22 protein-coding genes and 1 tRNA gene are annotated in these 23313 nt (G+C 70.2%); 8 read left to right on the plus strand and 15 right to left on the minus strand.

Annotated elements, in window-relative coordinates; genetic code table 11:
• Nucleotides 1-14 precede the first annotated feature (14 nt).
• On the plus strand, nucleotides 15-545 hold the full coding sequence (locus tag VEA62_RS07015; RefSeq protein ID WP_324819983.1) for a hypothetical protein: 531 nt from the start codon (nucleotides 15-17) through the stop codon (nucleotides 543-545).
• 3 nt (nucleotides 546-548) lie between these two features.
• Here VEA62_RS07015 and VEA62_RS07020 read toward each other — a convergent pair whose 3' ends face one another.
• From VEA62_RS07020 to VEA62_RS07030, 3 genes are all read right to left on the minus strand, one after another.
• Entirely contained in the window at nucleotides 549-4772 is a 4224-nt protein-coding gene (locus tag VEA62_RS07020; RefSeq protein WP_324819985.1) for a translocation/assembly module TamB domain-containing protein, read from the minus strand.
• Nucleotides 4769-6598, minus strand: a complete 1830-nt coding sequence (locus tag VEA62_RS07025; protein WP_324819987.1) for an autotransporter assembly complex family protein — start codon at nucleotides 6596-6598, stop codon at nucleotides 4769-4771. The genes VEA62_RS07020 and VEA62_RS07025 overlap by 4 nt, the downstream gene beginning before the upstream one ends.
• A 114-nt stretch (nucleotides 6599-6712) precedes the next feature.
• Nucleotides 6713-6964 (minus strand): hypothetical protein, encoded by a 252-nt coding sequence (locus VEA62_RS07030; RefSeq protein ID WP_324819989.1) that lies wholly within the window; start codon nucleotides 6962-6964, stop codon nucleotides 6713-6715.
• Between the two features lie 137 nt (nucleotides 6965-7101).
• Here VEA62_RS07030 and VEA62_RS07035 point away from each other — a divergent pair, with 137 nt between their 5' ends.
• Nucleotides 7102-8844, plus strand: coding sequence for an ATP-binding protein (locus VEA62_RS07035; protein ID WP_324819991.1), 1743 nt, complete (start codon nucleotides 7102-7104; stop codon nucleotides 8842-8844).
• A gap of 7 nt (nucleotides 8845-8851) precedes the next feature.
• Here the strand turns inward: VEA62_RS07035 and VEA62_RS07040 are convergent, their stop codons facing one another.
• Nucleotides 8852-9934: a CaiB/BaiF CoA-transferase family protein gene (locus VEA62_RS07040; RefSeq protein ID WP_324819993.1), complete on the minus strand. Its 1083-nt coding sequence runs from the start codon at nucleotides 9932-9934 to the stop codon at nucleotides 8852-8854.
• Between the two features lie 110 nt (nucleotides 9935-10044).
• On the opposite strand from VEA62_RS07040, the gene VEA62_RS07045 reads away from it, so the two are divergent.
• The 3 genes from VEA62_RS07045 to VEA62_RS07055 all read left to right on the plus strand — a co-directional run bounded on the left by VEA62_RS07045 (nucleotide 10045) and on the right by VEA62_RS07055 (nucleotide 11182).
• A tRNA-Lys gene (locus VEA62_RS07045) sits at nucleotides 10045-10121 on the plus strand.
• Between the two features lie 63 nt (nucleotides 10122-10184).
• Nucleotides 10185-10520 carry a hypothetical protein gene (locus VEA62_RS07050; RefSeq protein WP_324819995.1) on the plus strand — a complete coding sequence of 112 codons (336 nt, stop codon included), beginning with the start codon at nucleotides 10185-10187 and terminating at the stop codon, nucleotides 10518-10520.
• Nucleotides 10521-10594: 74 nt separating this feature from the next.
• Nucleotides 10595-11182 (plus strand): hypothetical protein, encoded by a 588-nt coding sequence (locus VEA62_RS07055; protein WP_324819997.1) that lies wholly within the window; start codon nucleotides 10595-10597, stop codon nucleotides 11180-11182.
• Here the strand turns inward: VEA62_RS07055 and tgt are convergent.
• From tgt to VEA62_RS07070, 3 genes are read right to left on the minus strand one after another with little or no spacing between them, the layout of a single operon-like run.
• Nucleotides 11179-12297: a tRNA guanosine(34) transglycosylase Tgt gene (gene tgt, locus VEA62_RS07060; RefSeq protein ID WP_324819999.1), complete on the minus strand. Its 1119-nt coding sequence runs from the start codon at nucleotides 12295-12297 to the stop codon at nucleotides 11179-11181. The genes VEA62_RS07055 and tgt overlap by 4 nt on opposite strands.
• On the minus strand, nucleotides 12294-13550 hold the full coding sequence (gene queA, locus VEA62_RS07065) for a tRNA preQ1(34) S-adenosylmethionine ribosyltransferase-isomerase QueA (RefSeq protein ID WP_324820001.1): 1257 nt from the start codon (nucleotides 13548-13550) through the stop codon (nucleotides 12294-12296). The genes tgt and queA overlap by 4 nt, the downstream gene beginning before the upstream one ends.
• 34 nt (nucleotides 13551-13584) lie before the next feature.
• On the minus strand, nucleotides 13585-14514 hold the full coding sequence (locus VEA62_RS07070) for a hypothetical protein (RefSeq protein WP_324820003.1): 930 nt from the start codon (nucleotides 14512-14514) through the stop codon (nucleotides 13585-13587).
• Between the two features lie 87 nt (nucleotides 14515-14601).
• Here VEA62_RS07070 and VEA62_RS07075 point away from each other — a divergent pair, with 87 nt between their 5' ends.
• Nucleotides 14602-16272, plus strand: a complete 1671-nt coding sequence (locus tag VEA62_RS07075; RefSeq protein ID WP_324820005.1) for a lysine--tRNA ligase — start codon at nucleotides 14602-14604, stop codon at nucleotides 16270-16272.
• 124 nt (nucleotides 16273-16396) lie between these two features.
• A complete protein-coding gene (locus VEA62_RS07080; protein ID WP_324820007.1) occupies nucleotides 16397-16894 on the plus strand; it encodes an SH3 domain-containing protein in 498 nt (165 codons plus the stop codon).
• 78 nt (nucleotides 16895-16972) lie between these two features.
• On the opposite strand, the gene VEA62_RS07085 is transcribed toward VEA62_RS07080, so the two are convergent.
• The 7 genes from VEA62_RS07085 to VEA62_RS07115 form a co-directional block, all read right to left on the minus strand.
• Nucleotides 16973-17608: a helix-turn-helix transcriptional regulator gene (locus VEA62_RS07085; RefSeq protein WP_324820009.1), complete on the minus strand. Its 636-nt coding sequence runs from the start codon at nucleotides 17606-17608 to the stop codon at nucleotides 16973-16975.
• Nucleotides 17609-17697: 89 nt separating this feature from the next.
• The gene (locus VEA62_RS07090) at nucleotides 17698-18126 is read right to left on the minus strand and encodes a hypothetical protein (RefSeq protein WP_324820011.1); all 429 of its coding nucleotides are present in this window, start codon (nucleotides 18124-18126) and stop codon (nucleotides 17698-17700) included.
• 45 nt (nucleotides 18127-18171) lie between these two features.
• Nucleotides 18172-18585 carry a hypothetical protein gene (locus VEA62_RS07095; RefSeq protein ID WP_324820013.1) on the minus strand — a complete coding sequence of 138 codons (414 nt, stop codon included), beginning with the start codon at nucleotides 18583-18585 and terminating at the stop codon, nucleotides 18172-18174.
• 115 nt (nucleotides 18586-18700) lie between these two features.
• Complete coding sequence (locus tag VEA62_RS07100; RefSeq protein WP_324820015.1) at nucleotides 18701-19045, minus strand: hypothetical protein; 345 nt, start codon at nucleotides 19043-19045, stop codon at nucleotides 18701-18703.
• Nucleotides 19046-19089: 44 nt separating this feature from the next.
• On the minus strand, nucleotides 19090-19464 hold the full coding sequence (locus VEA62_RS07105) for a hypothetical protein (RefSeq protein WP_324820017.1): 375 nt from the start codon (nucleotides 19462-19464) through the stop codon (nucleotides 19090-19092).
• Nucleotides 19465-19527: 63 nt separating this feature from the next.
• Nucleotides 19528-19926 carry a PaaI family thioesterase gene (locus tag VEA62_RS07110; protein ID WP_324820019.1) on the minus strand — a complete coding sequence of 133 codons (399 nt, stop codon included), beginning with the start codon at nucleotides 19924-19926 and terminating at the stop codon, nucleotides 19528-19530.
• Nucleotides 19923-20369, minus strand: coding sequence for a PaaI family thioesterase (locus VEA62_RS07115; protein WP_324820021.1), 447 nt, complete (start codon nucleotides 20367-20369; stop codon nucleotides 19923-19925). Before VEA62_RS07115 ends, VEA62_RS07110 begins: the two co-directional genes overlap by 4 nt.
• Before the next feature lie 81 nt (nucleotides 20370-20450).
• Here VEA62_RS07115 and VEA62_RS07120 point away from each other — a divergent pair, with 81 nt between their 5' ends.
• On the plus strand, nucleotides 20451-21482 hold the full coding sequence (locus VEA62_RS07120) for a ligase-associated DNA damage response exonuclease (protein ID WP_324820023.1): 1032 nt from the start codon (nucleotides 20451-20453) through the stop codon (nucleotides 21480-21482).
• On the opposite strand, the gene VEA62_RS07125 is transcribed toward VEA62_RS07120, so the two are convergent.
• Complete coding sequence (locus VEA62_RS07125; RefSeq protein ID WP_324820118.1) at nucleotides 21479-23113, minus strand: response regulator; 1635 nt, start codon at nucleotides 23111-23113, stop codon at nucleotides 21479-21481. The genes VEA62_RS07120 and VEA62_RS07125 overlap by 4 nt on opposite strands.
• Nucleotides 23114-23313: the final 200 nt, after the last annotated feature.

A 23313-nucleotide genomic window follows, 5' to 3' on the forward strand; every position in this document is an offset into this window, starting at 1 on the left:
AGGGAGGACAATGCATGAGCGACTGGATCAAGGCCATCAATCCGATGGCGACGATCGGAACGGAAGCGGAGGCGCTGAGGGCGGCGAGGGCCAGCGCGATCGCCATATTCATCGGGGTGGCGTTCGGCATCGTGGGCGTCGTCGTGATGATGAATGGCGGCATGGAGGCAATGCAGAGCGCAGTGGCCGCGCAAAGCGCCGGAGCGGACGCCCAGGTCGCGAGCATGACGGGAGCGATCGTCGAGTTCACGCTCTACATGATGATCGCCATGGTGGTGATTCAGCTGATCCTCGGCTTCGTCCAGTGGGTGAAGCCCAACCTGGTCATCCCGATCCTCTTCATCGTGCTGGTCGTCTACGGACTTGGCTCGACGCTTCTGGGGCAGGTCATGGCCGGTCAGATGGACGTGCCGGAAACGGCGATGAACACCGCCTGGATGACGGCCCTTGGCATCGCCGTCATGGTCATTGAGCTGATGCTGCACATCGCCGGCGTCCGGGGCGCCAGCGCGCTGCGGAAGTTCCGCGACGCCCAAGCGTACTGAGCCCTACCGGTTCGGGCGCCGGTCCTCGCGACCGGTTCCCGGCTGGGGGGCCTGACGGCGCCAGCGGATCGACAGGCTGGCGTCGCCCTGTCCGCCGAACTTCGAGCTGACGGTCAGGTTGCGCCGCACCTGCCATTCGACGTTCACGGCCGCGCCGTTCTCGCCGCCGCCGATGACCTCCAGATAGATGTCGTCGGTGATGTAGCGGCCGCCGGCCACGGTCAGGCTCGAGGCCTCGCCGCCGAACGACAGCCGGTCGAGACCGGCCAGCTCGCGCAGGTTGCCGATCACGTCGAAGCCGCCCCCGCCCGCGAGCGCGCCCACGCTCGCCGCCAGCTGGGCGGCCTCGAAGGCCGACAGCTGCGACGCCGACCGCCCGAACAGGACCTGCGACAGGATTTCGTCCTGGGGCAGGGCGGGAGTCGAGGTCAGGGTGATCTCGGGCCGGGCCGCCGTGCCGGTGGCGCGGATGGTGGCGGTCAGGGCGGGATCGTCCCGCGTCGCCGTCAGGTTCAGCCGGATCTGCTCGGGCTGCGTCGACAGGGTGACCGTGCCCCGGTCGTCGAAGACGAACCGCTTGCCGGCGAAGTCGTAGTCGCCGCGCACGACCCGGGCGGTTCCGGTGAGCGTCGGCTGGTTGATCGTGCCGGTGACCCGGGCGTTGACGTTCATCTCCACGTTCAGCCCGCGACCGACCACCAGCACGTCCCCACCGGGCGAGCGGATGGCGATGTCGACTCCGATTTGCAGCCCGCGGGGCCGGTTCTGCTCCTCTTCGGGGATGTCGCCGCCGGGCTTGTTGATCTCGACCACGTCCATCTGGACGATGCCCCTCGATCCGGGCGGATTGGCCTCGATGCGGGCCTCGTCGATGTCGATGCGGCCAGTCAGCTGGATCTTGCCGTCCGCCGCCCGCACGACGCTCAGCGGGCCTGACGCGCGGGCTTCGGCGATGTCGTTGTCGATGATGCGGAAGCGGGTCAGGGCCAGTTCGACGCTGGAGCCGGAGCCCTCGCGCAGGCCGATGCGGCCGTCGCCGGACACCGTCCCGCCAGATCCGTCGGTGGCCGAGAAGCTCTCCACCAGCGCCGTGGTGTCGTCGAAACGGCTGGCCAGGGTGACGTCCCGCAGCTGCAGGCCGGTGGCGTTGTCGCGGAAGCCGCCCTCCCACAGGTCCATCCGGCCGTTGATGCGCGGCGCGGCGATCGTGCCGGCCAGGCTGGCGCGGGCGTTGACGATGCCGGACAGCGACCGCTCGCCGCCCAGGAACAGATCCCAGACCGGCTGGACCTGGCCCTGGATGTCGATCTCGCCCGACATCGGCCGGGTGCGCACGACCGCCAGCCTGAGCGGGGCGGCAGAGGCCTCGACCGGCAGGGTGACGTCGGCGGTGGCCCGCACATTGCCCTCGTCCGCCACCCGGGCCTGGACCCGGAGCGCGTTGTCGACCAGCAGGGCGTTCAGGGTTCCGTCGATGGCCAGCCCCGTCGGCGCGTCGACGCTGCGCACATCGTCCAGCGTCACATTGGCGGATCCGGACAGGTCGGCGCCCGAGCCCCGCAGGGAGAGCCGCCCGGTAGCCCGCCCGCGCAGGTCCGGCGCGAGGGAGCCGAGCTCGACGCTGGTCAGATTGGCCTCGATGACGGCGGCGCGGGAATCCTGCCGCAGTTCGCCGGTCAGCACGCCGCCGCCCACGCCGAGATCGACCCGGACGACGCGGCCGTCGCCGGAGAGCGCCACCACGGCCGGATTGCGCGTGGCGAAGGCGATCTCGCGCACCCGGCCGGCGCCTTCCAGCACGACCGTCTGGGCGCTGTCCCGCCGCGAATAGACCCCGGTCCCGTCGAAGCTGACCGGCGTGCGGCCGCCGACGTCGGCCTTCAGGGTGAAGGGCAGGCGATCCAGCGTGCCGCGGCCCTCGAGGTTCAGCGAGCGGATGACCCAGGACGATCCGGTCAGCCGGACGTTGCGGCCGGTGACATCGAGGATGGCGGTCTCGGCGCCCGCCCCCTCGGTCAGGCGGATGCGTCCGTCGGCCGTGCCCGAGGCGAGGAAGGCTCCGGGCCGCGCCGTGAAGGTCAGGTCGGCGCTGGAGGGGAACCGGTTCGACAGGGCGACGGCCCCCTGCGCCGTGATCCCGCCCGCGTCGAGATCGACGTCCGTCAGGCGAATACGCTGGCCGCCGAGATAGAAATTCCCGCTGGCCCGGGCGGGGCCGTAGTTGGAGCCGGCGATGACGGATATCCGCCCGTCCGACTCATCCGCGCCGCGCCGGAAACTCAGGTCCATCGTCGCGTCGGTCAGGACAAGGGCGCCGGCGGCGACCCGACCGAAGGCGGCCCGCAGGTCGGCGCTGGGACGGGCCAGGGTGCCGCCGACGGTTCCGCTGCCGGTCATGGCGCCGTCGATCTCGACCGGTCCCACGCCGAAGGGCCCGCGCGCGTTCCAGTTCATCGCCAGCGTGAGCCGGCCGTCTCCCTCGATAAAGCCGCGGGCGGCGGCGTTTCCGTGGGCCCCGCTCAGCCGCGCCGACTCGATCGCCACCCGCGCCCCGGTCAGGGCGCCGGTCAGCTGCAGCCGGGGCGTCGGGCCCAGCAGCCGGTCCAGTTCGCCGACCCCCAGCCTGAAGCCCCTGCCGCGGCCGTCGAACGTCGCCTGCCAGGGAGCGCCGCTTCGGCGCATGGAGGCGGCGATCGTCCCGCCGAACGCACCGTCCGCCCCCGGTCGCAGGCGCGAGGCGTCGGTGATCTCTGCGCGCCCCCGGAAGCCGAGGCCGCCCAGCAGATTGCGGCCGCCCGTCCCCGTGACCTTCAACGCCTGTCCGGTGGCCTCCAGCCGCTCGAGCAGATACGAGCCGTCGACGAGGCGCGCGGCCTCGAACCGGACGCGCGGGCCCTGTCCGAGCAGGCCGCCCACGATGCCTGCGGTCGATCCTCCGGCGGCGCTGAGGTCGCCGTCGATGTCGTAGCGGCCGGCCCGCGCCTGAATGTTCAGCGGGCCGCGGATGCGCCGGGCCCTGTAGCTCGACAACTCGGCGCCGAGCACGTCGATCGAACCCTGCAGGCTCCACCTGGTCGCGTCGCCCCGGAAGCGGGCGGACCACGCCGCACCGTCTCCGAGCGGCCGTCCCGCCAGCCGCGTCAACGAGGGCGTCGAGACCTTGATGCGCACGCCCTGCGGCACGCTGCGGTCCTTGATCCGGATCAGGCCGCTGGCGCTGGAGTTGAGGTTGTCCGCCATCAGCCGCCAGCCAACGCCCTGCAGGCCGTCCTCGTTACGGTCCGGGGCCGTCGCCAGGGCGAAGCGGGCGGTGCGGCCGATCCGCCGCACGAACGGGTCGAGCAGATCCGATCCGGAGAAGTCGACGTAGCCGGCGATCCGGGCCTGTTGAGGCCCGTAGCGGCCCTTGATCATCAGCGGCGTGAAGTCCCCGGTCCGCACCACGGCGTCGACCACCTCGCCGTTGACGATGGCGGTGGCCAGGAAGGGCTGGTCCGGGGAATAGCCGAGCGCGCCGGCGATGGGGCCGCCGCGCGACTCCTGGGCCCGCAGGTTCAGCCGGACGTCGGCGATGTCCTCGCCCAGGGCGCCGGTGAGGCGCAGGAAATCGCCGGGCCGGCTGTTGCTGTCGGCGTTGACGGTCACCCGCTTCAGCCCCTTGCGCGGAACCAGCGCCTCGCCCGCCAGCTTCCAGCGGCCGTACTCCTTGCTGAAGCCCTCCAGCAGTTCGACGTCGGCGGAGAACCGGTCGATATCCACGGACAGCGGCTGGGGGCCGGGCGGCTCGGTGGCCGGCTCGACCAGCGGCCGCCGGATCAGACGGATGACCTCGGCCTCGACATTGGTGGCGTGAAACCGGCGCGCGATCAGGGGCCACCAGTCCCAGTCGACCCGTACCTTGCGCGCCTCCAGCCAGATTCCGTCGGCGTCGGTCACCGTCACCCGGTCGATGGTGAAGTCGTCGAACAGGTCGCCGCGTACGCCCTCGACATTGATGCGGCCATAGCGGCCCAGCTTCTTGCCGGCCACGAAGCTCGTCACCAGGCCCCGTCCGGAGTCCGACAACAGATACATCCGGCCGCCGATGGCGGTGACCAGCAACAGGGCGGCGAGGATGGCCAGTCCCATGCCGCCGAAGAAGGCCAGGGCCTGCAGCCGCGTACGCTTCTTCCGCGCCTTGACCGCCGGCGTTTCAGGCGTGTCCGAAGGGGGCGGCGCGTCCGTCAAAACGCCTGTCCGATGCTGACATAGATCTGGAAGTCGGCGTCGCGGTCGCGCTTGTCGAGCGGGAAGGCGATGTCGGCCCGGATCGGACCGAACGGCAGCTTGTAGCGCACCCCGAAGCCCGCCGCGTAGCGCAGATTGTTGAAGTTCGGCGTCTCCTGGAAGCCGATGGCGCCGGCGTCGACGAAGACGACCGCGCCGAAGCTGCGCCCGATGTCGCGGCGCACTTCGACCGAGGTCTCGAACAGCGACAGCCCGCCGCGCGGCGTGCCGTCGGGCAGTCGGGGGCCGACGCCCTGGTATTCGAACCCGCGCACCGAGCCGCCGCCGCCGGAGTAGAACAGCCGGTCCGACGGAATGGTCAGTTCCTCGCCGCCCACGATGGAGCCCACCCGAACGCGTCCGGCCAGCACCGTCCGTCCGCCCTCCTGCAGCGGCAGATAGGCCGTCGCCTGTGCATCCGCGCGCAGGAACAGCAGGGAATCATCCCCGGACACGGCCGTCGGCTGGACATTTGCGAGCAGGCGATAGCCGCTGCGCGGGTCGAGCGGATCGTCGGAGCGATCAATGTACGCCCCGCCCCTGAGCGTGACCAGGGCGAGATTGCGGGTGATGTCGAGCGGCAGCTGGGTGACCGGATCGAACCGGTTCTCGTCATACTGTCCGACGTCCACGCCGACGCCGTAGCTGTACCACGACGCCTTGCCCAGTCGCTGGCGGGCGTCGGCGTACAGGACGCCGGCGAAGCGGCGATAGGCGTCGGTGTCCTCGTTGACGATGGCCGCGCCCATCGTCAGCGTCTGGCCGGGTCGCCGCCAGTGCGGCAGCTTCAGGTCCACGCCCAGACGGCTGTCCACGTCGGCGAGTCGCGCATGGAATTCGAGCGTGTCGGCGCGCCCGAAGCGGTTGTGCCAGGTCCACAGGCCTTCGATGGCGGAACCGCCGGTGGCCGACGTCGCGCGCCCGGCCGTCACCGTGGCCCGGGAGGTCGACACGGTGACGCCGGCTTCCTGGATCCAGCGTGGCCGGTCGGTCAGGGTGACCACGACCGGACGGTTTCCGTCGGCCCGGGTCTGGTCCGCCGGGGCCAGGGCGACGCCGACGCCGTCATAGACGCCGGTCTCGAGCAGCCGGCGTTCCAGCTCGGCCACGTCGTCGGGGTCGTACACCTCGCCTTCGGACCAGGGCGCCAGACCGGCGACCCAGTTCGCATTGGTGGGCCCGCGCGTCTCCAGCCGGACCCCGTCGAGGCGCACGAGCGGTCCGGCGACGATATTGTAGGTCGGCTGCACGGTCAGGGTGGCGTGGTCGACCACCACGCGGCGGGGCTCGGCCCGGGCGTCGGCGTGGCCGCGCCGGGTCAGGCCGGCGACGAGCCGCCCCTCGGCGGAGAGGACGTCCACGGCGCGCCCGGGATCGCCCGCCTTCAGCCCGATGTCGCCGCGGACCTCTTCCGCGAGCGGCGGCGCGGGCGGCGGCTCGACCCAGTTGACGATCGGCTCGGTCAGGGCGAATCGGGGACCCGGCGTGATGTCGACGATGGCGACCGGGGTCTCCTCGCCCTCGACCACGTCTTCCAGCACCGGCTGGTAATAGCCCTCCGAGCGCAGCAGGGCCTCCGCGGCCTCCATGGCTCCGCGGGCGCGCCGTCGGGCCTCGAACCGGTTCGAGGGCGGGCCGTCGACCTCGCCGATCGCCCGTTCGATCTGCGCCCTCAGTGCGGCGTCCATCTCGCCGCGCACCTGGGCGCGCGGATCGGCGGCGGCTGTGGACGCCAGAAGCGCGAACCCCGCCACGCTGGAAAGAAACAGGGCGGGCCTCGGCGTCAAACTGGAACCTTCGTCAGCGGCTTGGTCAGCGGGCGGGCGCCCCTTTGATAGGTGGAGGCGGGCAAGGGTCGCATCCACCGGCGGCGCCATTGCGGCGCCGCCCTGCTGGTCACATCAGTAGAACAGGGTCTCGCTGTCCGGCCGGACCGATTCCTCCGAGGTGCGCTTCTCGGCCGGCAGGGTGTCGCTGGGCGGCGTATCGGCGGCGCTCGGGGCCGCGACCGGCGCCTGGGCCTCCTCGGCCGCGGGCGCGACGGGCTCTTCGAACGGCGCGTCCTGCACTTCAGGCTCGGCGGGACGCGGATCGTCGCACGCGGTCAGGGCGACCGCGCCGGCCATGGCGACAAGGGCGATAAGGCGTTTCATCTGGCAGCTCCCCGGATCGGCGTTCCAACGCGCGGCGGTATTGCCTGTTCCATAGCCAAGATCGCCGCGCGGGTCATCACGCGCGGCAACCAATCCTTTTCCAATTCCCGCGATGGTGGCGAACTGGAGGGACTTCAATGACGGCGACCGCCTACGCCATGGTTTCGCAGGTGCGTTACCGCGAACTCAAGACCCGCATTGCGCTCGCCGCCTTCATCGGCGCCACGGCCTGGGTGGTCACGCCGTCCGTCTGGCCGGGAGTCTGGTTCGCCGCCGTTCTGGCCACCCAGGGGCTGGACTGGGCGGTGTTCCGCCGGTTCCGCCTGCAACCCGACTGGCGGCCCGATCGCGCCTACCTTGCCCTGTCCTGCGCGGTTACGGTGCTCAGCGTGATCGTCTACGCCGGCATCACGGCCTATCTGTGGTTCCGGGGCGGAGAAGTCGGCCGGATATTCGCCATGGTCCAGTGCGCCGGCGGCCTGCTGCACGTCAGCCTGCACATGCACCACGTCCGGCCGATCCTGATCGCGGCCGTGGCCTCCCACGCCACCTACTTCCTCGGCCTGCCGATCATCGGCGCGGTCGCCACCGGCAACTGGCACGAACTCCTGATCGCCATCGGCTGTCTGCTTTACATGAGCCACCTGGTCGTCGCCGTGCGACAGAGCTCGATGACGACGACCGCCCTGCAGTCCGCCCGCGACGCCGAACAGCGCGCCCGCCAGAAGGCGGAGGTGGCCAGCGCCGCCAAGTCCGACTTCCTCGCCGTGGTCAGCCACGAAATCCGCACCCCGATGAATGCGGTCATCTCGGCCGCCAACCTGCTGCGGCGAACCCGTCTCGACACTCGCCAGCGCGAGCACGTCTCGATGCTGATCGACGCCGGCGACGTGCTGATGGGCCTGCTCAACGACGTGCTGGACTTCTCCAAGATCGAGGCCGGCAAGATGGAGCTGGAAAGCGCCGCCATGGTCGTGCGCGAGCGGCTCGCGACGCTGAACCGGCTGTGGGAGCCGCGCGCCCGCGCCAACGGCGTCCGGCTGACCCTTCGCGTCGACGCGTCGACCCCGGACGCCGTCCGGACCGATCCCCTCCGCTTCCAGCAGATACTGTTCAACCTGCTGTCGAATGCGGTGAAATTCACCGCGGACGGGGAGATCGTCGTGGCGGTGGGCTGGGACGGCGAGCGCCTCACAGTGGCGGTGTCCGACACGGGCTGCGGCATCCCCGCCGACCGTCTGGCCCAGGTGTTCAACAGCTTCGAACAGGCCGACGTCGGCACCACCCGAAGGCACGGCGGCACCGGTCTGGGTCTGTCGATCAGCCGCAAGCTGGCCGAGATCATGGGCGGGACCCTGACGGTCGCCAGCGTCGAGGGGCAGGGGTCGACCTTCACCCTCTCATTGCCGGTCGAGGCCGTGGAGGGCGAGTCGGTCCTGCCCGAGCGCCAGACGGAGGTGGCGGGCTCGCTTCAGGGGCGGTCCATCCTCGCCGCCGACGACCATGAGGTGAACCGGCGCATCCTGACCCTGTTGCTGGAGCCGCACGGCTGCCGCCTGACCCTGGTGGAGAACGGCGCCGAAGCGCTGGAGGCGGCGTCGCGAGAGCCGTTCGACGCCATCCTGATGGACATGCAGATGCCCGTCATGGACGGGCTGGAAGCCACCCGGCGGATCCGCCAGGGCGTGGTCAACGGCGGCACGCCGGTGATCGCCCTGACCGCCAATGCGCTCGACGTTCACCGCGCCGCCTGGGACGCGGCGGGCGTCCACGCCTTCCTGACCAAGCCGATCGATCCGGTCATGCTGGCCGGAACCCTGGCCGAGGCCTGCGCCGCGGAACGCCGGCAGGCCGTCGACTCCGCCGCCGCCGTGGCCTGAGGCGCCGTCAGCGCCAGCGGGCGAGCGCCTCGTCCAGCGACAGGGGCGCCGGCTGCGGCGTGACCGCCGGGGGTTCGTCGTCGAAGCGCGGCGCCGGCGCCGGCTGAACCACGCCCTGGTCCACGAAGGTCGCGCGCGCGGCGTTGTGGGGATGTCCGGGCGCCTCGGCCATGGTCAGAACGGGTGTGACGCAGGCGTCGGTCCCGGCGAAACGGGCGGCCCAGTCGTCACGGTCCCTGGCGGCGAAGGCGGCGGCGAAGCGCGCGTGCAGCACCGGCCAGGACCCCATGTCGAACTGCGGGGCCTCGGCCGGCGGTATGCCCAGCCCCTCCAGCAGGGCGGCGTAGAACTGCGGCTCCAGCGCCCCCACCGCGACGAATCGCCCGTCGCGGCAGGCGTAGCAACGGTAGAAGGGCGCGCCCCCGTCCAGCAGGTTTGAGCCCCGCGTCTCGTTCCACAGCCCGCGCGCGCCCAGCGCGTGGAACAGGCTTGTCAGCAGGGCCGAGCCGTCGGTCATGGCGGCGTCCACGACGCGACCCCGGCCGGTCGTCCTCGCCTCCAGAAGGGCGGCGAGGACGCCTGTGACCAGCAGCATGGCTCCGCCGCCGTAGTCGCCGACCACATTGAGCGGCGGCCGCGGCGGCCGGTCCGGTTCCCCCATCATGGACAGGGCTCCTGACAGGGCGATGTAGTTCAGGTCGTGGCCGACCTGCCGCGCCATCGGCCCGCTCTGGCCCCAGCCGGTGATCCGTCCGAAGACCAGGCGGGGATTGAGTTCGGCGCAGACCTCCGGCCCCAGACCGAGCCGCTCCATCACGCCGGGGCGGAACCCTTCGATGAGGGCGTCGGAAGAAGCGATCAGCGCCTGGACCCGGGCCAGGTCCGCCGGATTCTTCAGATCGACGTCCACGGCGGGGCGGGCGCGGTGCAGCACCTCGCCGCCGACGTCGGTGAACACCGGGGTCCCGGCGATGGGCGCGCGGGTCAGGCGCAGTATCTCTGCCCCGAGGTCGGCCAGCATCATGCCTGCGAACGTCACCGGCCCCAGACCGTCGAATTCGAGGATGCGCAGGCCGGACAGAGGTTTCATGCCCTTTTGCGTAGCCGTTAGCGCCGCGACCGTCGAGGCGACGCTTGACCCCGGCCCCGCTTTGCAACAGAAGGCGCGTCGCGGTGCGCATGCGCGGGCCGCGTCGGTGTGCGTCCTTAGCTCAGTTGGTTAGAGCATCTGACTTTTAATCAGAGGGTCCTCGGTTCGAGCCCGAGAGGACGTACCACCTCCCTTTCCGGAACAAGCCCCGGCGCGCCTCGTTGTCGAAAGACAGCGAAGGAGGCCGCCCATGCCGCATCAGAACGTCCACTCCTCGAAGGCCACGGCCCAGAACGCCGCCACCGATCCGGTCGGCCCCGGCGACCAGACCCGGGCCGGGGGCGAAACCCCGAGGCCCGAGCCGCGCAGCTACGCCGCCCCTGACGTGGCCGATTCGTCGCTGGCGCCCCCCGCCGCCGGCGAGGTCGCCGACTACATGGACGAGGGCGATCCGCTCGCCGCCGACGACGTCCAGCTGGGCGGCACCAACCGCAACCGGCCCGAGCGCACCGAGAAGATGGACCAGCAGGGACCCAAGACCCGCGCCGGCAACCGGAACAAGGTCAGGACCGGCTCGGCAGGGTAGCGTCCGGCGTCGGGCCCCGCCGCGGCGCCGGCGGCGTTTGGCGTGCAGACCGGCGTGCCAATGGATGGTCCCGCGTGACCGTCCGGCAAGCTCTTTCGGTCGGGCTCGCCCTGTGGTTCAAGACGGCCATGCGCCCGTTCGTCCTGCTCACCACTGTATCACTGCTGCTCTCCGGCTGCGCCGGCATGGGCGGTTTCGGCTCCGGAGTCGGCGCGGCCGCGACGGCCCCCCTCGACGACCTGAACCTGCGCCGCCAGCATATCCCGACCGTGCTGCTGCAGGCCGAGGCCAATCCCTACGACCTGCGCAACCTGAGCCAGTGCTCCACCATCGGGGCCGAGATCCGTCGGCTGGACGAGGCGCTGGGCCCCGACACGGACGAGCCCCCGGCCCAGGACGGCTCGACGATGAGCGAGCGCGCCGGCGACGCCGCCTCCGACGCCGCGCTCGACGCCATACGCGACGCCTCGACCGACTTCATCCCCGGCCGCAGCTGGATACGCAGGCTATCGGGGGCCGAGCAGCACAGCCGCCACGTGCAGTCCGCCATCCAGGCGGGACGCATGCGGCGGGCCTTCCTCAAGGGCGTCGGCATGAATCGCAACTGCGCCCCGCCGGCGGCGCCGGCCTGGTTCCGGCCGGAGGGCGGCAGCCAGCGCTAGCTCGCGCCGAGGGCCTGACGGGCGTGGAAGTCCCGCCGGAAGGCCTCGAACCGTCCTTCGGCGATGGCGGCCCGCATGGCCGCCGTCAGGGCCTGGAAGAAGGCGATGTTGTGCCAGCTCAGCAGCACCTTGCCGAGAATCTCGTCGGCGCGGATCAGGTGGTGCAGGTAAGCCTTTGAATAGTCGGTGGAGGCCGGGCAGGGGACCTCAAGGTCCAGAGGGTCCTGGTCCTCAGCGAAGCGGGCGTTCTTCAGATTGATCGGCCCGTTCCAGGTCCAGGCCTGACCGTGCCGGCCGGCCCGGGTGGGCAGGACACAGTCGAACATGTCGACGCCGCGCCACACCGCCTCGACCAGATCGACCGGCTTGCCCACCCCCATCAGGTAGCGCGGCCGGTCCGCCGGCAGCATCTCCGGGGCGTAGTCCAGCACCTCGCACATGGCCTGGTGGCCCTCGCCGACCGCCAGTCCGCCGATGGCGTAGCCGTCGAAGCCGATCTCCTGCAGCCGCTCCGACGACTCCCGGCGCAGGTTTTCGAAGGTCGACCCCTGCTGGATGCCGAACAGGGCCTGGGCGTCCCGCGTGCCGAAGGCGTCTTTCGATCGTTTCGCCCAGCGCGCCGACAGCTCCATGCCCGAGCGGGCGCGCGGCTCCTCGGCGGGCCAGGCGACGCATTCGTCCAGCTGCATGACGATGTCCGAGCCCAGCCGGTCGGCCTGGATTTCGATCGACCGCTCGGGCGTCAGCACGTGCTTCGAGCCGTCGATGTGGCTGGAGAAGGTCACCGCCTCCTCGGTCAGCTTCGAAATGCCCGACAGGGACATGACCTGGAAGCCGCCGGAGTCGGTCAGGATGGGCTTGTTCCACCGCATGAACCGGTGAAGCCCGCCCAGCCGCTCCATCCGCTCCGGCCCGGGCCGCAGCATCAGGTGATAGGTGTTGCCCAGCAGGATGTCCGCGCCCGTCTGCGCCACCTGATCCACCGTCAGCGCCTTGACCGTCGCGGCGGTGCCGACCGGCATGAAGGCGGGCGTGCGGATGTCCCCGCGCGGGGTCTTCAGCACGCCGGTGCGGGCGCGGCCGTCGGTGGCGGAGATGTCGAAGGGAAAGGTCATGGGGCCGCGCGGAATAGCAGGCTGCCATCCCCGTAGGAATAGAACCGGTATCCCGTGGCCACGGCATGCGCATAGGCCGCCTTCATCGTCTCCAGCCCGGCGAAGGCGCTGACCAGCATGAACAGCGTCGACTTCGGCAGGTGGAAATTGGTCATCAGCACGTCGGCGGCGCGGAAGCGGTAGCCGGGCGTGATGAAGATGGCCGTATCGCCGTGGAAGGGCTGGACCACGCCCTCGTCGGTCGTGGCGCTCTCCAGCAGGCGCAGCGAGGTGGTTCCGACGCAGACGATCCGCCCCCCGGCGGCCCGGACGGCGTTGAGGGCGGCGGCGCTCTCGGCGGAGACCTCGCCCCATTCGCTGTGCATCCTGTGGTCGGCCGTGTCCTCGGCCTTGACCGGCAGGAAGGTGCCGGCCCCGACATGCAGGGTCACGGCGTGGGTCGAGACGCCCTTCGCCTCGATCGCCGCCATCAGGCCCGGCGTGAAATGCAGCCCCGCCGTCGGCGCGGCGACCGAGCCGTCCCATTTCGCGAACAGGGTCTGGTAGTCCGACCGGTCGCGGTCGTCCTCGGCCCGCTTCGCCGCGATGTAAGGGGGCAGGGGCATGACCCCGACGTCGCGGATCGCCTCGTCGAGGAACGGTCCGGACAGGTCGAAGCGCAGCGTCACCAGCCCGTCCTCGCCCTTGTCGGCCACGGTGGCGTCGAGCCGGCCCAGCAGGCAGGCGGAGTCGGCCGCTCTGAAGCCCTCCCCTCGAGGGGGAGGGTTGGGAGGGGTGGAGGCGGGCTCTCGGGAGGCGGGCGCGGATGGGCTCAGACCGTCATCCGGCGCCTCATGCGCCATATCCTGACCCTCACTGCCACCACCCCATCCCCCGACCCCTTCCCCCTCGAGGGGAAGGGGAGAAGAAAATCGAACCCGGTCCCCGATCTTGATCCGCTTGCCCGGCTTCATGAAGGCCGACCACACATCCGGCGCGTCGCGGTGGTGCAGGGTCGCCTCGACCTCGACGGTCAGGGTCTCGCCGTCCGGCCCCACCCGCTCGCGCACCCCCGACAGGCGCGCGGGGATCACCCGCGTGTCGTTGAACACCAGGGCGTCGCCCGGCCGCAGGAAGCCCGGCAGGTCGCGGATGATCCGGTCCTCCAGCCCGCCGTCCCGCACCACCAGCAGGCGCGCGGAATCCCTCGGGTCCGCCGGGCGCAGCGCGATCCGGTCTTCCGGCAGATCGAAATCGAAATCGGCGGTCTTCATGGAGCGGCGCAAAGGCCACGGAGGACGGGTGGGGTCAAGACGCGAACGGGTCGATCCTGTCAGGCCCCGAAACGGCGTCGACAGGCGGCGGAGGGCCCGTGCGCCGCCAGCGGTAGTTTTCGTCCCTGGCAGAGTGGATCGAGAAGGGGGCGTCGAGACGGTGGAATGCGCGGACCTCAATGACCGCCGGAACGATCAGCTGGACCGCGGAAAACACCACGCACAACATATTTCGCCGAACCGCGAAGAGTGCACTCGCTATCAGGGCCACAGAGCCGACGACGAACTCCGCCGCCAGGGCAGGAGCCGCCCATCCATAGCCCACCCTGATGAGGCTCGGGATTAGCACCGGCAACTCCCAGAGCCGGCAGATGGAAAAGACCCCGACTGCGCTCACGACGAGCAGGACGCACGTGGTGAGCAAGGGACCCGGTCTGGCTGGCGTTCGTCGGCCCCTGACGGCGAGCGTGATCAACAGCAGAAGGGTGGACGGTAAAAGGATGAGAATCAGGAGCGGCCACGGCAGTTCTCCGTAGACCGGTATCATCGTTGCGCGAATTTGGTCCCGGCTCAGCAGGACACGAATTTCGGATGCGGCAAGACCGCCCGCGAACATGCCAAAGTGCCCGTGCATGTCTGCATTGAACCGCCCCGTCAGGGCGACGTAGCGACCGCTCAGAATGCGGCGGGCGCGAGGTTCTTCGAACTTGGGACCGTCGACCCAGACCGCGTTGCGGAAGAGCATGGCGTCGAAATCCGACTGGCTCAGATAGATAGCGTCTCCCTCATACTCGAGGTTCAGAAAGCCTTCGACCGTGACCAACTGGCCATCGAAACGATCAGGATTTGCGAGCAGGGCTACCAGAGGGACGGCGGCTGGTTGTTCACGAGGCGCGACGACCGGCGCCGGCGCAGCGCCGATCTGCGTGATCGCAAGCAGCAGAACCAGGAGAATGCGGCGCATGGCCCCAGCCGATCACGCCGTACAGCTTGTGGCAAGCAAATGCCCCGGGCCGTTGACCGATGACACACGACGCGTCAAAGCCCACCCATGCTGCAGAACCTCGAAACCCTCGCGCGGGACGCAAAGTCCTGGCCGTTCGAACAGGCCCGCAACCTTCTGAACCACGTTCTGAAGAAGCGGCTGTCCGACGCCGAGCGCGACGCGGCGAAGCTGCTGATCGACGCCGGCAAGGCGGACGAGGCGCTGGCTGCCTTCGAGGCCCTGCAAAGGCCTGTGGTGCTCGAGACCGGCTACGGTCCGTCCGGCCTGCCCCACATGGGCACCTTCGGCGAGGTGGCGCGCACCACCATGGTGCGCAACGCCTTTCGGGCCCTGACCGGCGACCACTGGCCGACGCGGCTGGTGGCCTTCAGCGACGACATGGACGGACTGCGCAAGGTCCCGGAGGGCATTCCCAACCCGGAGATGCTGCTCGAGGACCTGCACAAGCCGCTGACCGTGGTCCGCGACCCGTTCGGCACGCACGACAGCTTCGGCGCGCACAACAACGCCCGCCTGCGCGCCTTCCTGGACGGCTTCGGCTTCGACTACGAATTCCTGTCCTCGACGGAGCAGTACCGGTCCGGCCGGTTCGACGAGGTGCTGCTGCGCCTGCTGGAGCGGTTCGACGCGGTGCAGGCGATCATGCTGCCGACGCTGGGCGAGGAGCGGCGCGCCACCTATTCGCCCTTCCTGCCGATCAGCCCCGTCACCGGTCACGTGCTGCAGGTGCCGACCCTGGAGCGGAACGTCGGCAAGGGCACGATCGTGTTCGACGACCCGGCCGGCGGGCGCACGGAGGTCCCCGTCACCGGCGGTCATGTGAAGCTGCAGTGGAAGCCCGACTGGGCCATGCGCTGGACGGCGCTGGACGTCGACTACGAGATGTCGGGCAAGGACCTGATCGAGAGCGTACGGGAATCGTCCAAGGTCTGTCGTGCGTTGGGCGGCGTCCCGCCCGAAGGCTTCAACTACGAGCTCTTCCTCGACGTCGAGGGCAAGAAGATCTCCAAGTCCAAGGGCAACGGCCTGACCATGGAGGAGTGGCTGCGCTACGGTACGCCGGAGTCGCTGAGCTGGTACATGTTCCAGTCGCCGAAGTCGGCCAAGTCGCTGCACTTCAACGTCATTCCACGCGCCATCGACGACTATCTGGCCTTCATCGAGGCCTATAAGACGCAGGAGCCGGCGAAGCGGATCGACAATGCCGTCTGGTCGATCCACGCAGGATCGCCGCCGGATCACACCTCGCCGGTGTCGTTCGCCCTGCTGCTCAACCTGGTCGGGGTCGCCAATGCCTCTTCGAAGGCGCAGCTGTGGGCCTATTTCGCCAAATACCTGCCCGAGGCGACGCCGGAGAACGAGCCGCTGCTGGACCAGCTGATGGACCGGGCGCTGAACTACTACGAGGACTTCGTCAAACCGACCAAGGCCTACCGCCTGCCGGACGAGAAGGAAAAGGCGGCGCTGCTCGATCTCGCCGGGCGTCTGAAGGCCCTGCCGGCCGACACCACCGACGGCGAGCTGATCCAGGCCGAGGTCTATGCCGTGGGCAAGGAGCATGCGTTCGAGCCGCTGCGCGCCTGGTTCGCGGCCCTGTACGAGGTGCTGCTCGGGGCGTCGCAGGGGCCGCGCTTCGGCTCTTTCGCGGCGATCTACGGCCTGCCGCAGACGATCCAGCTGATCGAGGACGGCGCCAACGGCGCGCTGGCGTCCTGAGCCGCCGACCGACGTTCGTGCGGTAACGTACATGAACCGAACATAACGGGGCGCCTCCGGGAGCCTTCATGTCCGGCCGCGCATTGTGCCTGCCATCGACCAACTCGATGACAGGAGATGAGCCATGTCGACCAACAAGAACAAGATCACCGTCGCTATCGCCGCCGCCGCCCTGCTGGGCACGCTGGCTCCCGCCGCCCTGCCGACAGCCGCCATGGCGCAGTCGCGCGCCAACGGCGTCACCAACTGCGACGCCCCGGGCGGCCGTCAGCGCGCCGGCGCCCTGATCGGCGCCGTCATCGGCGGCCTCGCCGGCAGCCAGATCTCCGACAATGAGCGGACCCTCGGCGCCGTGGTCGGCGCGGGCGCCGGCGCCGCCGCCGGCTCGTACATCGGCTGCAACCAGCAGCGCGCCCGGTCGTACAACTCCAACTACAGCTACGGCGACGGCGACACCTACCGCGCCACGTCGAACCTGCGCATCCGCTCGGGTCCGGGCACCGGCTACCGCCAGGTCGGCAGCCTGTCGGCCGGCCAGCCGTTCACCGCGGTGAGCTCGCAGGGCGAGTGGGTCCAGATCGCCGGCGGCGGCTGGGTCAACGCCCACTACGTCAGCCGCTGATACGGCCCACGGCATGGAAAGGCCGCCCTCCGGGGCGGCCTTTTTCGTGGGCGTCGCCGCTCGTTCCCTGGCGCGGCGCTACTGGCTGACCCAGAGGATGCGGCCCATCCAGACGATGTCCTTGCGCGGGACCACGCGCGTTTCGTAGGCCGGATTGATCGAGGCCAGGGTCACGGCGCGGGCCGTCAGCCCGGCCACCTCCTTGGCCAGGGTCTCGCCGCCGGTGGTGCGCACCACCACCCGGTCGCCCTTGCGCACGTCCGAGGCCTCGCGGTCGACGATGATGCGGTCGCCCTCGCGGTACAGGGGAGCCATGGAATCGCCGGTGACTCGCAGGCTCAGCAGCGTCTCCTTCGGGCGCGGCAGTTCGGTCTGCTCCCAGCCGTCGCCCACCGGCAGGCCGGCGTCGTCGAAGAAGCCGTCCTGTCCGGCCTGGGCCATGCCCAGCATCGGCACCGTCGCCGCGCGCTCCGGCGCGTCCTGCGCCAGGGCCGCGAAGTCGCCGAGCGACAGGCCTGTGGCGCGCAGCACCTGGGTCAGGCTCTCGGTCGAGGGCCACCGCGGCCGCGGCGGATCGCCCGGGCCGAACCGCTTGGAGGGATTGAAGCTGGTGGCGTCCAGGCCGGCCCGCCGGGCCAGGGCCGAGACGCTGATCCCCTCGCGCCGGGCCAGCCCGTCGATCGCCTTCCAGATCTGGCCGTGGGAGAGGGGCATGGGAGCTCGGCGTCCGCAGCGGCCCGGGGGCCGATTCGACCGCAGGCTACCACAGGCGGATAGGAATATCGACCTAGGATCGGGGCCGGCTATTCCAGGCCGAGGACGCGCCGGTCCCGCCAGGCCTGGAACACGCCGATCGCGAGGGCCAGCAACACGCCGTAGCTGGCTCCGTTGATGACGGCGTAGAAGGCCACCATCGGCGGCCGGACATCCACCAGCGTGAGCACATGGGTCATGACGATCAGCGACTGGAGCGCGCTGGCCCAGACCGGCCATGACCGGCGGCTCTTCCAGGCCACGGCCGCATAGGCGGCGAGGGTGACGGCGTCGACCATCATCAGCCCCCACTGGGGGCCGTGCAGCCGGGTTTCCTCCTGCACCAACAGGGACGCGAGGGCGCTGATCGCATAGATGCCGCCGCCGACCCGCTCGGGCTCGTCTCCCTTCAGGAAGGCGAAGGCCACGACGATCGCACCGATGGCCGCGGCGACCTGGGCGTAGATGGTGTCGAACACTGGATGGCCTCCCCCGCCGGACGCTCATACCCGAGCGTGCGGCCTCTAGATCTCTCCGGACCCCAGGGCCGCCGCGCGCCGCTCCTGCCAGGCCCAGAAGGTCCCGACGGCCATGGCGATCAGCAGCCCGTAGTTGGACATGTTGATGACCGTCGCGAAGGCGTCGGCGGGCGGGCGGAGGTTAGCAGCGACGAGCACGTGGCCGGTCACGATGAGGGCCTGAAAGGCAGACGCCCAGACCAGCCAACTCCGGCGGCTGTGCAAGGCAAGGCCGAGAAAGACCACGAGCAGGACAATGTCCATCGCCATCAGGCTCCACTGTGGAATGCTCAGGTTCCCTCTGTTGGGGGTCACCAGCGTCCCGAGGAAGACCATCGCGTAGGCCGCGGCCCCAAGGCGCTCCGGTTCGTCGCCCTTCCAGAAGGCAAAGCTGACGACCAGCACGGCGGCGGCCAGCACAAGCTGGGAGTAGATGGTCGCAAACACAGAATCGCCCCCACGCTCTCGAGCATGGGGGCGATACTGCCTGAAGTCAGCGCCAGCGGGAATGACCGCTATCGGACATTACCTCGAATTAAACTGCGCGCAGACGGTGCTCGCCGGTGGTCGGCGCTGTGCCGGTCCCGACGCCCTTGTCCTCGCCTTTTCCAGCGTAGACGCCGTAACCCATGCGGCGGTGATCCTTGGCCAGTTCTTCGTGGCAAGAGACGATGGCCTGCCGCGCGGCGCCAAGGGCGGCGATCGCCTCAAGCGCTTTCGCCTGGGATTCCGCACCGACGACGGGCGAAATGCTCAGGGCCGTCCGGGCGCCGATCATCGACTGCACCAAGGTCGTGGCACGAGCGATGGCTGCGTCGACCGATTGCTCCGTCGCACTCAGATCACCGGCGACGCTGGCGATCACTTGAGCCTTATCCATGGAAGCCTCCAAACTGAACAGTAAACGAGGTCTTAACACATGACTCATGATGTCGGTAGGGATTTGTTCACCACGACTTGATCTGTGTCGCCATCCGGACACACCCCGCCGATGGGCGGCGTGTCCCCGGGCTTGTCGACGGGTCCGAGGGCGAGCGCCTCAAGCCCCAGTTTGCGGGCCAGGGCGGCGAGGGTGTTGTGCGTCTGCACCAGATGGCCGCGGGCCTCGGTCAGGGCGCCGATCGCGGCGGCCGCGCCGCTGAAGGCCCGCTGGCCGGTGACCGCGGACAGCCAGGCGTCGGCCCGGGCGGCGGGCAGGGCGGCGGTCAGGGCCGCCGTCTCCGCCATAGCCCGGTCGATGGCCGCTTCGGCCGAGTACAGGCGGGCCGCGAGGGCCTCGCCGATTCCTTGTCTCGTCATGTCTTCCTCCCGTGATTAACCATCACCCTGGAGGAAGCAATCGGACGTTACAATGAGCTACAACTAGAGATCGTAAGTGGAGACGAGGAAGTGGGCGGTGAGAGAGGCGATCGGTTGGGCCTCGTCCTCCTGCCAGGCCTCGGCCAGCACATGCGCCACCCGGCGGCCTGCCTTGCTGATGCGGGCCCGGGCATGGACGTCCGCCGGCCGTCCGGTGCGCAGATAGGCCACGGTGACATTGATCGGCCGGGGCAGGCGCAGGCGGGGCCAGGCCAGCGCCACCTGGGCCACGGCGGTCAGCTCCAGCAGGGCCGCGGTGGCCCCGCCATGCAGCGCCGGCAGCATGGGGTTGCCGATCAGCCGGTCCGCGAACGGCATGGTCACGGTCAGGGCCTCGCCATCCTGATCCGAGGTCAGGCCGAGGAAGCGGGCGTAGGGCAGACGGTCCAGCAGGGCGCTCATTTCGCCGGCTCCCGGCCGTCGCGGGCGCTGAGCACATAGGTCGCCTGCGCCGCCGCCACCGGATCGTCGGGTCCGTCCTCGAACGCCCAGGCCCGGACGAAGGCGATGGAATGGGTCAGCCGATAGCAGCGCGCCTCGGCGATCAGGGCCCGGCCGGGCTCGGCCGCCCGCATGTAGTCGACGCGCAGATCGAGCGTGGCGATCGGCTCGAACCGGTCCAGCGCGAGCCACACCGCCAGCCCGCCGACATGGTCCAGCAGGGCGGTGACGAGGCCCCCCGCCAGCACGCCCGTATCCGGATCGCCGACCAGATCCTCTCGCCACGGCACGCGGATGCGCACCCGATCACCCTCGAGTCCCTCGTAGGCGAAGCCCAGGGCATGGGTGTGGGCCGCGCCGGAGGCGAGCTGGGGCAGCAGGGAGACGAGGGTCGGGGACGCCATGTCCTGCTATCGCCCCGGGGCGGGCGTGGACGCAAGCGCGGCTCGCGCGTTACCTGTCGGCTGAGGGCCCATATCCGACCCATGATCCGTTTCGAGGACCTGCTCAGGCCGACCCCGGCCGGCCTGTACTGCCCGCCCGGCGACTTCTACGTCGACCCGGTGAGGCCGGTCGACCGGGCGGTGATCACCCATGGCCATTCCGACCACGCGCGGGCCGGGCACGGGGCTGTGCTGGCCACGCCGCAAACCCTGGCGATCATGGCGGAACGCTACGGGGCGGGGTTCGCGGGGCGGGAACAAGCCGTCGGCTACGGAGAGGCCGCCTCCCACGACGGCGTCGAGGTGGCGCTGGTCCCCGCCGGCCATGTGCTGGGGTCGGCCCAGGCGGTGATCCGCTGGAAGGGCCTGACCATGGTCGTCTCCGGCGACTACAAGCGTCGCCGCGACCCCACCTGCGCCGCGTTCGAGCCCGTGCCGTGCCACGTGTTCATCTCCGAAGCGACCTTCGGCCTGCCGGTCTTCGTCCATCCGCCGGACGGGGAGGAGATCGGTCGGCTGGTCCATTCCCTGCGGCAGTTTCCCGAGCGCGCCCACCTGGTCGGCGCCTATGCGCTGGGCAAGGCGCAGCGGGTCATCCGCCTGCTGCGCGAGGCAGGCTGGGAGCGGCCGATCTACGTCCACGGGGCGCTCGAACGGCTGAACCGGCTCTATGGGCGCGAGGGCGTGGACCTGGGGCCGCTGTCGCCGGCGACGGGGCTGAAGCCGAACGCGCTGGGCGGGGAGGTGGTCATCGCTCCCCCGTCAGCGACCCAGGACCGTTGGGCCCGCCGTTTCGCCGATCCGGTCCTCGCCTTCGCCTCGGGCTGGATGGGGGTCCGGGCCCGGGCGCGCCAGAGGGGCGTGGAACTGCCGCTGGTGCTGTCGGATCACGCCGACTGGCCCGAACTCACCGCCACCTTCGAGGAACTCCGGCCCGAGGAGGTGTGGATCACCCACGGCCGCGAAGAGGGGTTGTTGCGCTGGTGCGAACTGAAGGGCCAGGCGGCCCGCGCCCTGCGGCTGGTCGGTTATGACGACGAAGACGAGGAAGCGGCCGTGGTCGAGGTCGGCTAGGCCGCCGAGCGCGAGGCCCTCGCCCGCGGCGGCGCCTTTGTGGCGCCGGCGTCGGCGACCTGCTCCAGCGCCGCGTTCATGGCCATGCGCAGCCGCTCCGGCTTGATCGGCTTCTCCACCACGGCGGCCATTCCGCAGGCGAGGTATTTCTTCGCGTCGTCCGGATCGGCGTTGGCGGTCAGGGCCACCACCGGGATGGTGCTCACCGGCCCGTCGAGGGCCCGGATCGCCTGCGTCGCCTGAACCCCGTCCATGCGCGGCATCTTGATGTCCATCAGGACGAGGTCGAACTTCCGCTCCTGCACCGCCTCCAGCGCCTCGACGCCGTCTTCGGCGGTCTCGGAGGTGCAGCCGAACATTTCGCACAGCGCCTGGGCGACCACGCGGTTGGTGGCGTTGTCGTCGACGATCAGGACGTGCGGCGTGCTCGTCATCTCATGGTCGGACAGGGACTGGATGTTCGAGGCCCGCGCCGCCTCCACCTGGGTGCGGTCGACCTCCAGGTCGAAGGCGAAGGTCGCGCCGCGGCCAGGATTGTTCTCGGCCCAGATGCGGCCGCCCATGCGGTCGATGATCTGCCGGCAGATCGACAGGCCGAGGCCGGCGCCGTCCTGCCCGGAGCCGTGCACGAAGGGTTCGAAGATCTGGTCCACGCGGTCGGCGTCGACGCCCGGGCCGTCGTCGCGGATGCGGGCTTCCAGCGCGATGCGGTCGCCGACCGCCACGGCCTTGAGGCTGGCCTCGACCACGCCGTTGCGCGCGAATTTGAGGGCGTTGCCGATAAGATTGTTGAACACCTGCTTCAGGCGCACGCCATCGACCACGGCGGCGAGTTCGGTGTCGCCTTCGTAGCCGATCATCAGGGTGACGTTGTCCTGCGAGGCGCGCGGGGCCCACATGGCCTGGATGTCGTCCATCAGGCCGCGCAGCGGGGTCGCCTCGGCGTGAAGCTCCAGTTCCCCCGCCTCGGCGCGCGACAGGTCGAGCGCGTCCTGCAGGATGCGCAGCAGGGTTTCGGAGGATTCCACGATCGTGGTCACATGGGCGTGGGCCTGGGCGTTCAGCGGCTGGCGGCGCAGCAGCTCGGCCACGGCCAGGACGCCGTTCATGGGAGTGCGCAGCTCGTGGCTCATGATGGCCAGGAACTGGCTCTTCGCGCGGGCCGACGCCAAGGCCTGGGTGCGGGTGTCGCTGAGCTCCCGGGCCTGGTCGGCCAGTTCGGTGTTCTGGCGGCGCTGACTGTCGTTGACGGCCTGCAGCAGGGACACGGCCGTGCCCACGCCGTGGTAGCGGCCGTTACGGGTGACGATGAAGCCGCGCATCAGGGCGCCGGGCCCGCTCTTCAGCAGGGCGTCGCAGAAGGTGTCGATGGCCACCCCGGCCTCGACGATCGCGGGCTCGGGATCCATCACATGGGTCACCGGCCGCTGGGCGTAGAGGGCGTGGCCGAACGCGCCGGCGATCTTCAGCAGGAAGACGTTGCGCTCGATCAGGCCCACCGGGCGCTGACCGTCAACGACGGGGATGACGAGCGTGTCGGGTTCGCTCTCGAAGCGGGCAAAGACCTCGCTTCCCGGCGTCTGGGGCGACACCGCCTCGGCGCGCTCGGTGAGAACTTCGATTGTCGGCATACTCACCGGCACTCCACTGCGACCGGTGGACATTTGCAGGGAACCGTTTGCGGAACCGTTAAGGCCCGCCGCCGCCGCTTTCGCGCCGCTTTTGCGCGGCCCGGCGCGCTGGTGTAGAAGGCCGGCCCCGTCCCGGCCAGTCCTGAACGGGCCTATCACCCCTGTCCATGCGCGCGGCCGACCGGCCGACCGCAGGTTTG

It is taken from the genome of Brevundimonas sp. (assembly GCF_035627475.1).
Lineage (GTDB): Bacteria > Pseudomonadota > Alphaproteobacteria > Caulobacterales > Caulobacteraceae > Brevundimonas.

Coding starts and splice junctions, on each gene's coding strand:
- VEA62_RS07015 (WP_324819983.1), top strand. CDS start 15: ATGAGCGACTGGATCAAGGCCATCAATCCGATGGCGACGATCGGAACG.
- VEA62_RS07030 (WP_324819989.1), bottom strand. CDS start 6,964: ATGAAACGCCTTATCGCCCTTGTCGCCATGGCCGGCGCGGTCGCCCTG.
- VEA62_RS07035 (WP_324819991.1), top strand. CDS start 7,102: ATGACGGCGACCGCCTACGCCATGGTTTCGCAGGTGCGTTACCGCGAA.
- VEA62_RS07040 (WP_324819993.1), bottom strand. CDS start 9,934: ATGAAACCTCTGTCCGGCCTGCGCATCCTCGAATTCGACGGTCTGGGG.
- VEA62_RS07050 (WP_324819995.1), top strand. CDS start 10,185: ATGCCGCATCAGAACGTCCACTCCTCGAAGGCCACGGCCCAGAACGCC.
- tgt (WP_324819999.1), bottom strand. CDS start 12,297: ATGACCTTTCCCTTCGACATCTCCGCCACCGACGGCCGCGCCCGCACC.
- queA (WP_324820001.1), bottom strand. CDS start 13,550: ATGAAGACCGCCGATTTCGATTTCGATCTGCCGGAAGACCGGATCGCG.
- VEA62_RS07070 (WP_324820003.1), bottom strand. CDS start 14,514: ATGCGCCGCATTCTCCTGGTTCTGCTGCTTGCGATCACGCAGATCGGC.
- VEA62_RS07075 (WP_324820005.1), top strand. CDS start 14,602: ATGCTGCAGAACCTCGAAACCCTCGCGCGGGACGCAAAGTCCTGGCCG.
- VEA62_RS07080 (WP_324820007.1), top strand. CDS start 16,397: ATGTCGACCAACAAGAACAAGATCACCGTCGCTATCGCCGCCGCCGCC.
- VEA62_RS07085 (WP_324820009.1), bottom strand. CDS start 17,608: ATGCCCCTCTCCCACGGCCAGATCTGGAAGGCGATCGACGGGCTGGCC.
- VEA62_RS07100 (WP_324820015.1), bottom strand. CDS start 19,045: ATGGATAAGGCTCAAGTGATCGCCAGCGTCGCCGGTGATCTGAGTGCG.
- VEA62_RS07105 (WP_324820017.1), bottom strand. CDS start 19,464: ATGACGAGACAAGGAATCGGCGAGGCCCTCGCGGCCCGCCTGTACTCG.
- VEA62_RS07110 (WP_324820019.1), bottom strand. CDS start 19,926: ATGAGCGCCCTGCTGGACCGTCTGCCCTACGCCCGCTTCCTCGGCCTG.
- VEA62_RS07115 (WP_324820021.1), bottom strand. CDS start 20,369: ATGGCGTCCCCGACCCTCGTCTCCCTGCTGCCCCAGCTCGCCTCCGGC.
- VEA62_RS07120 (WP_324820023.1), top strand. CDS start 20,451: ATGATCCGTTTCGAGGACCTGCTCAGGCCGACCCCGGCCGGCCTGTAC.
- VEA62_RS07125 (WP_324820118.1), bottom strand. CDS start 23,113: ATGCCGACAATCGAAGTTCTCACCGAGCGCGCCGAGGCGGTGTCGCCC.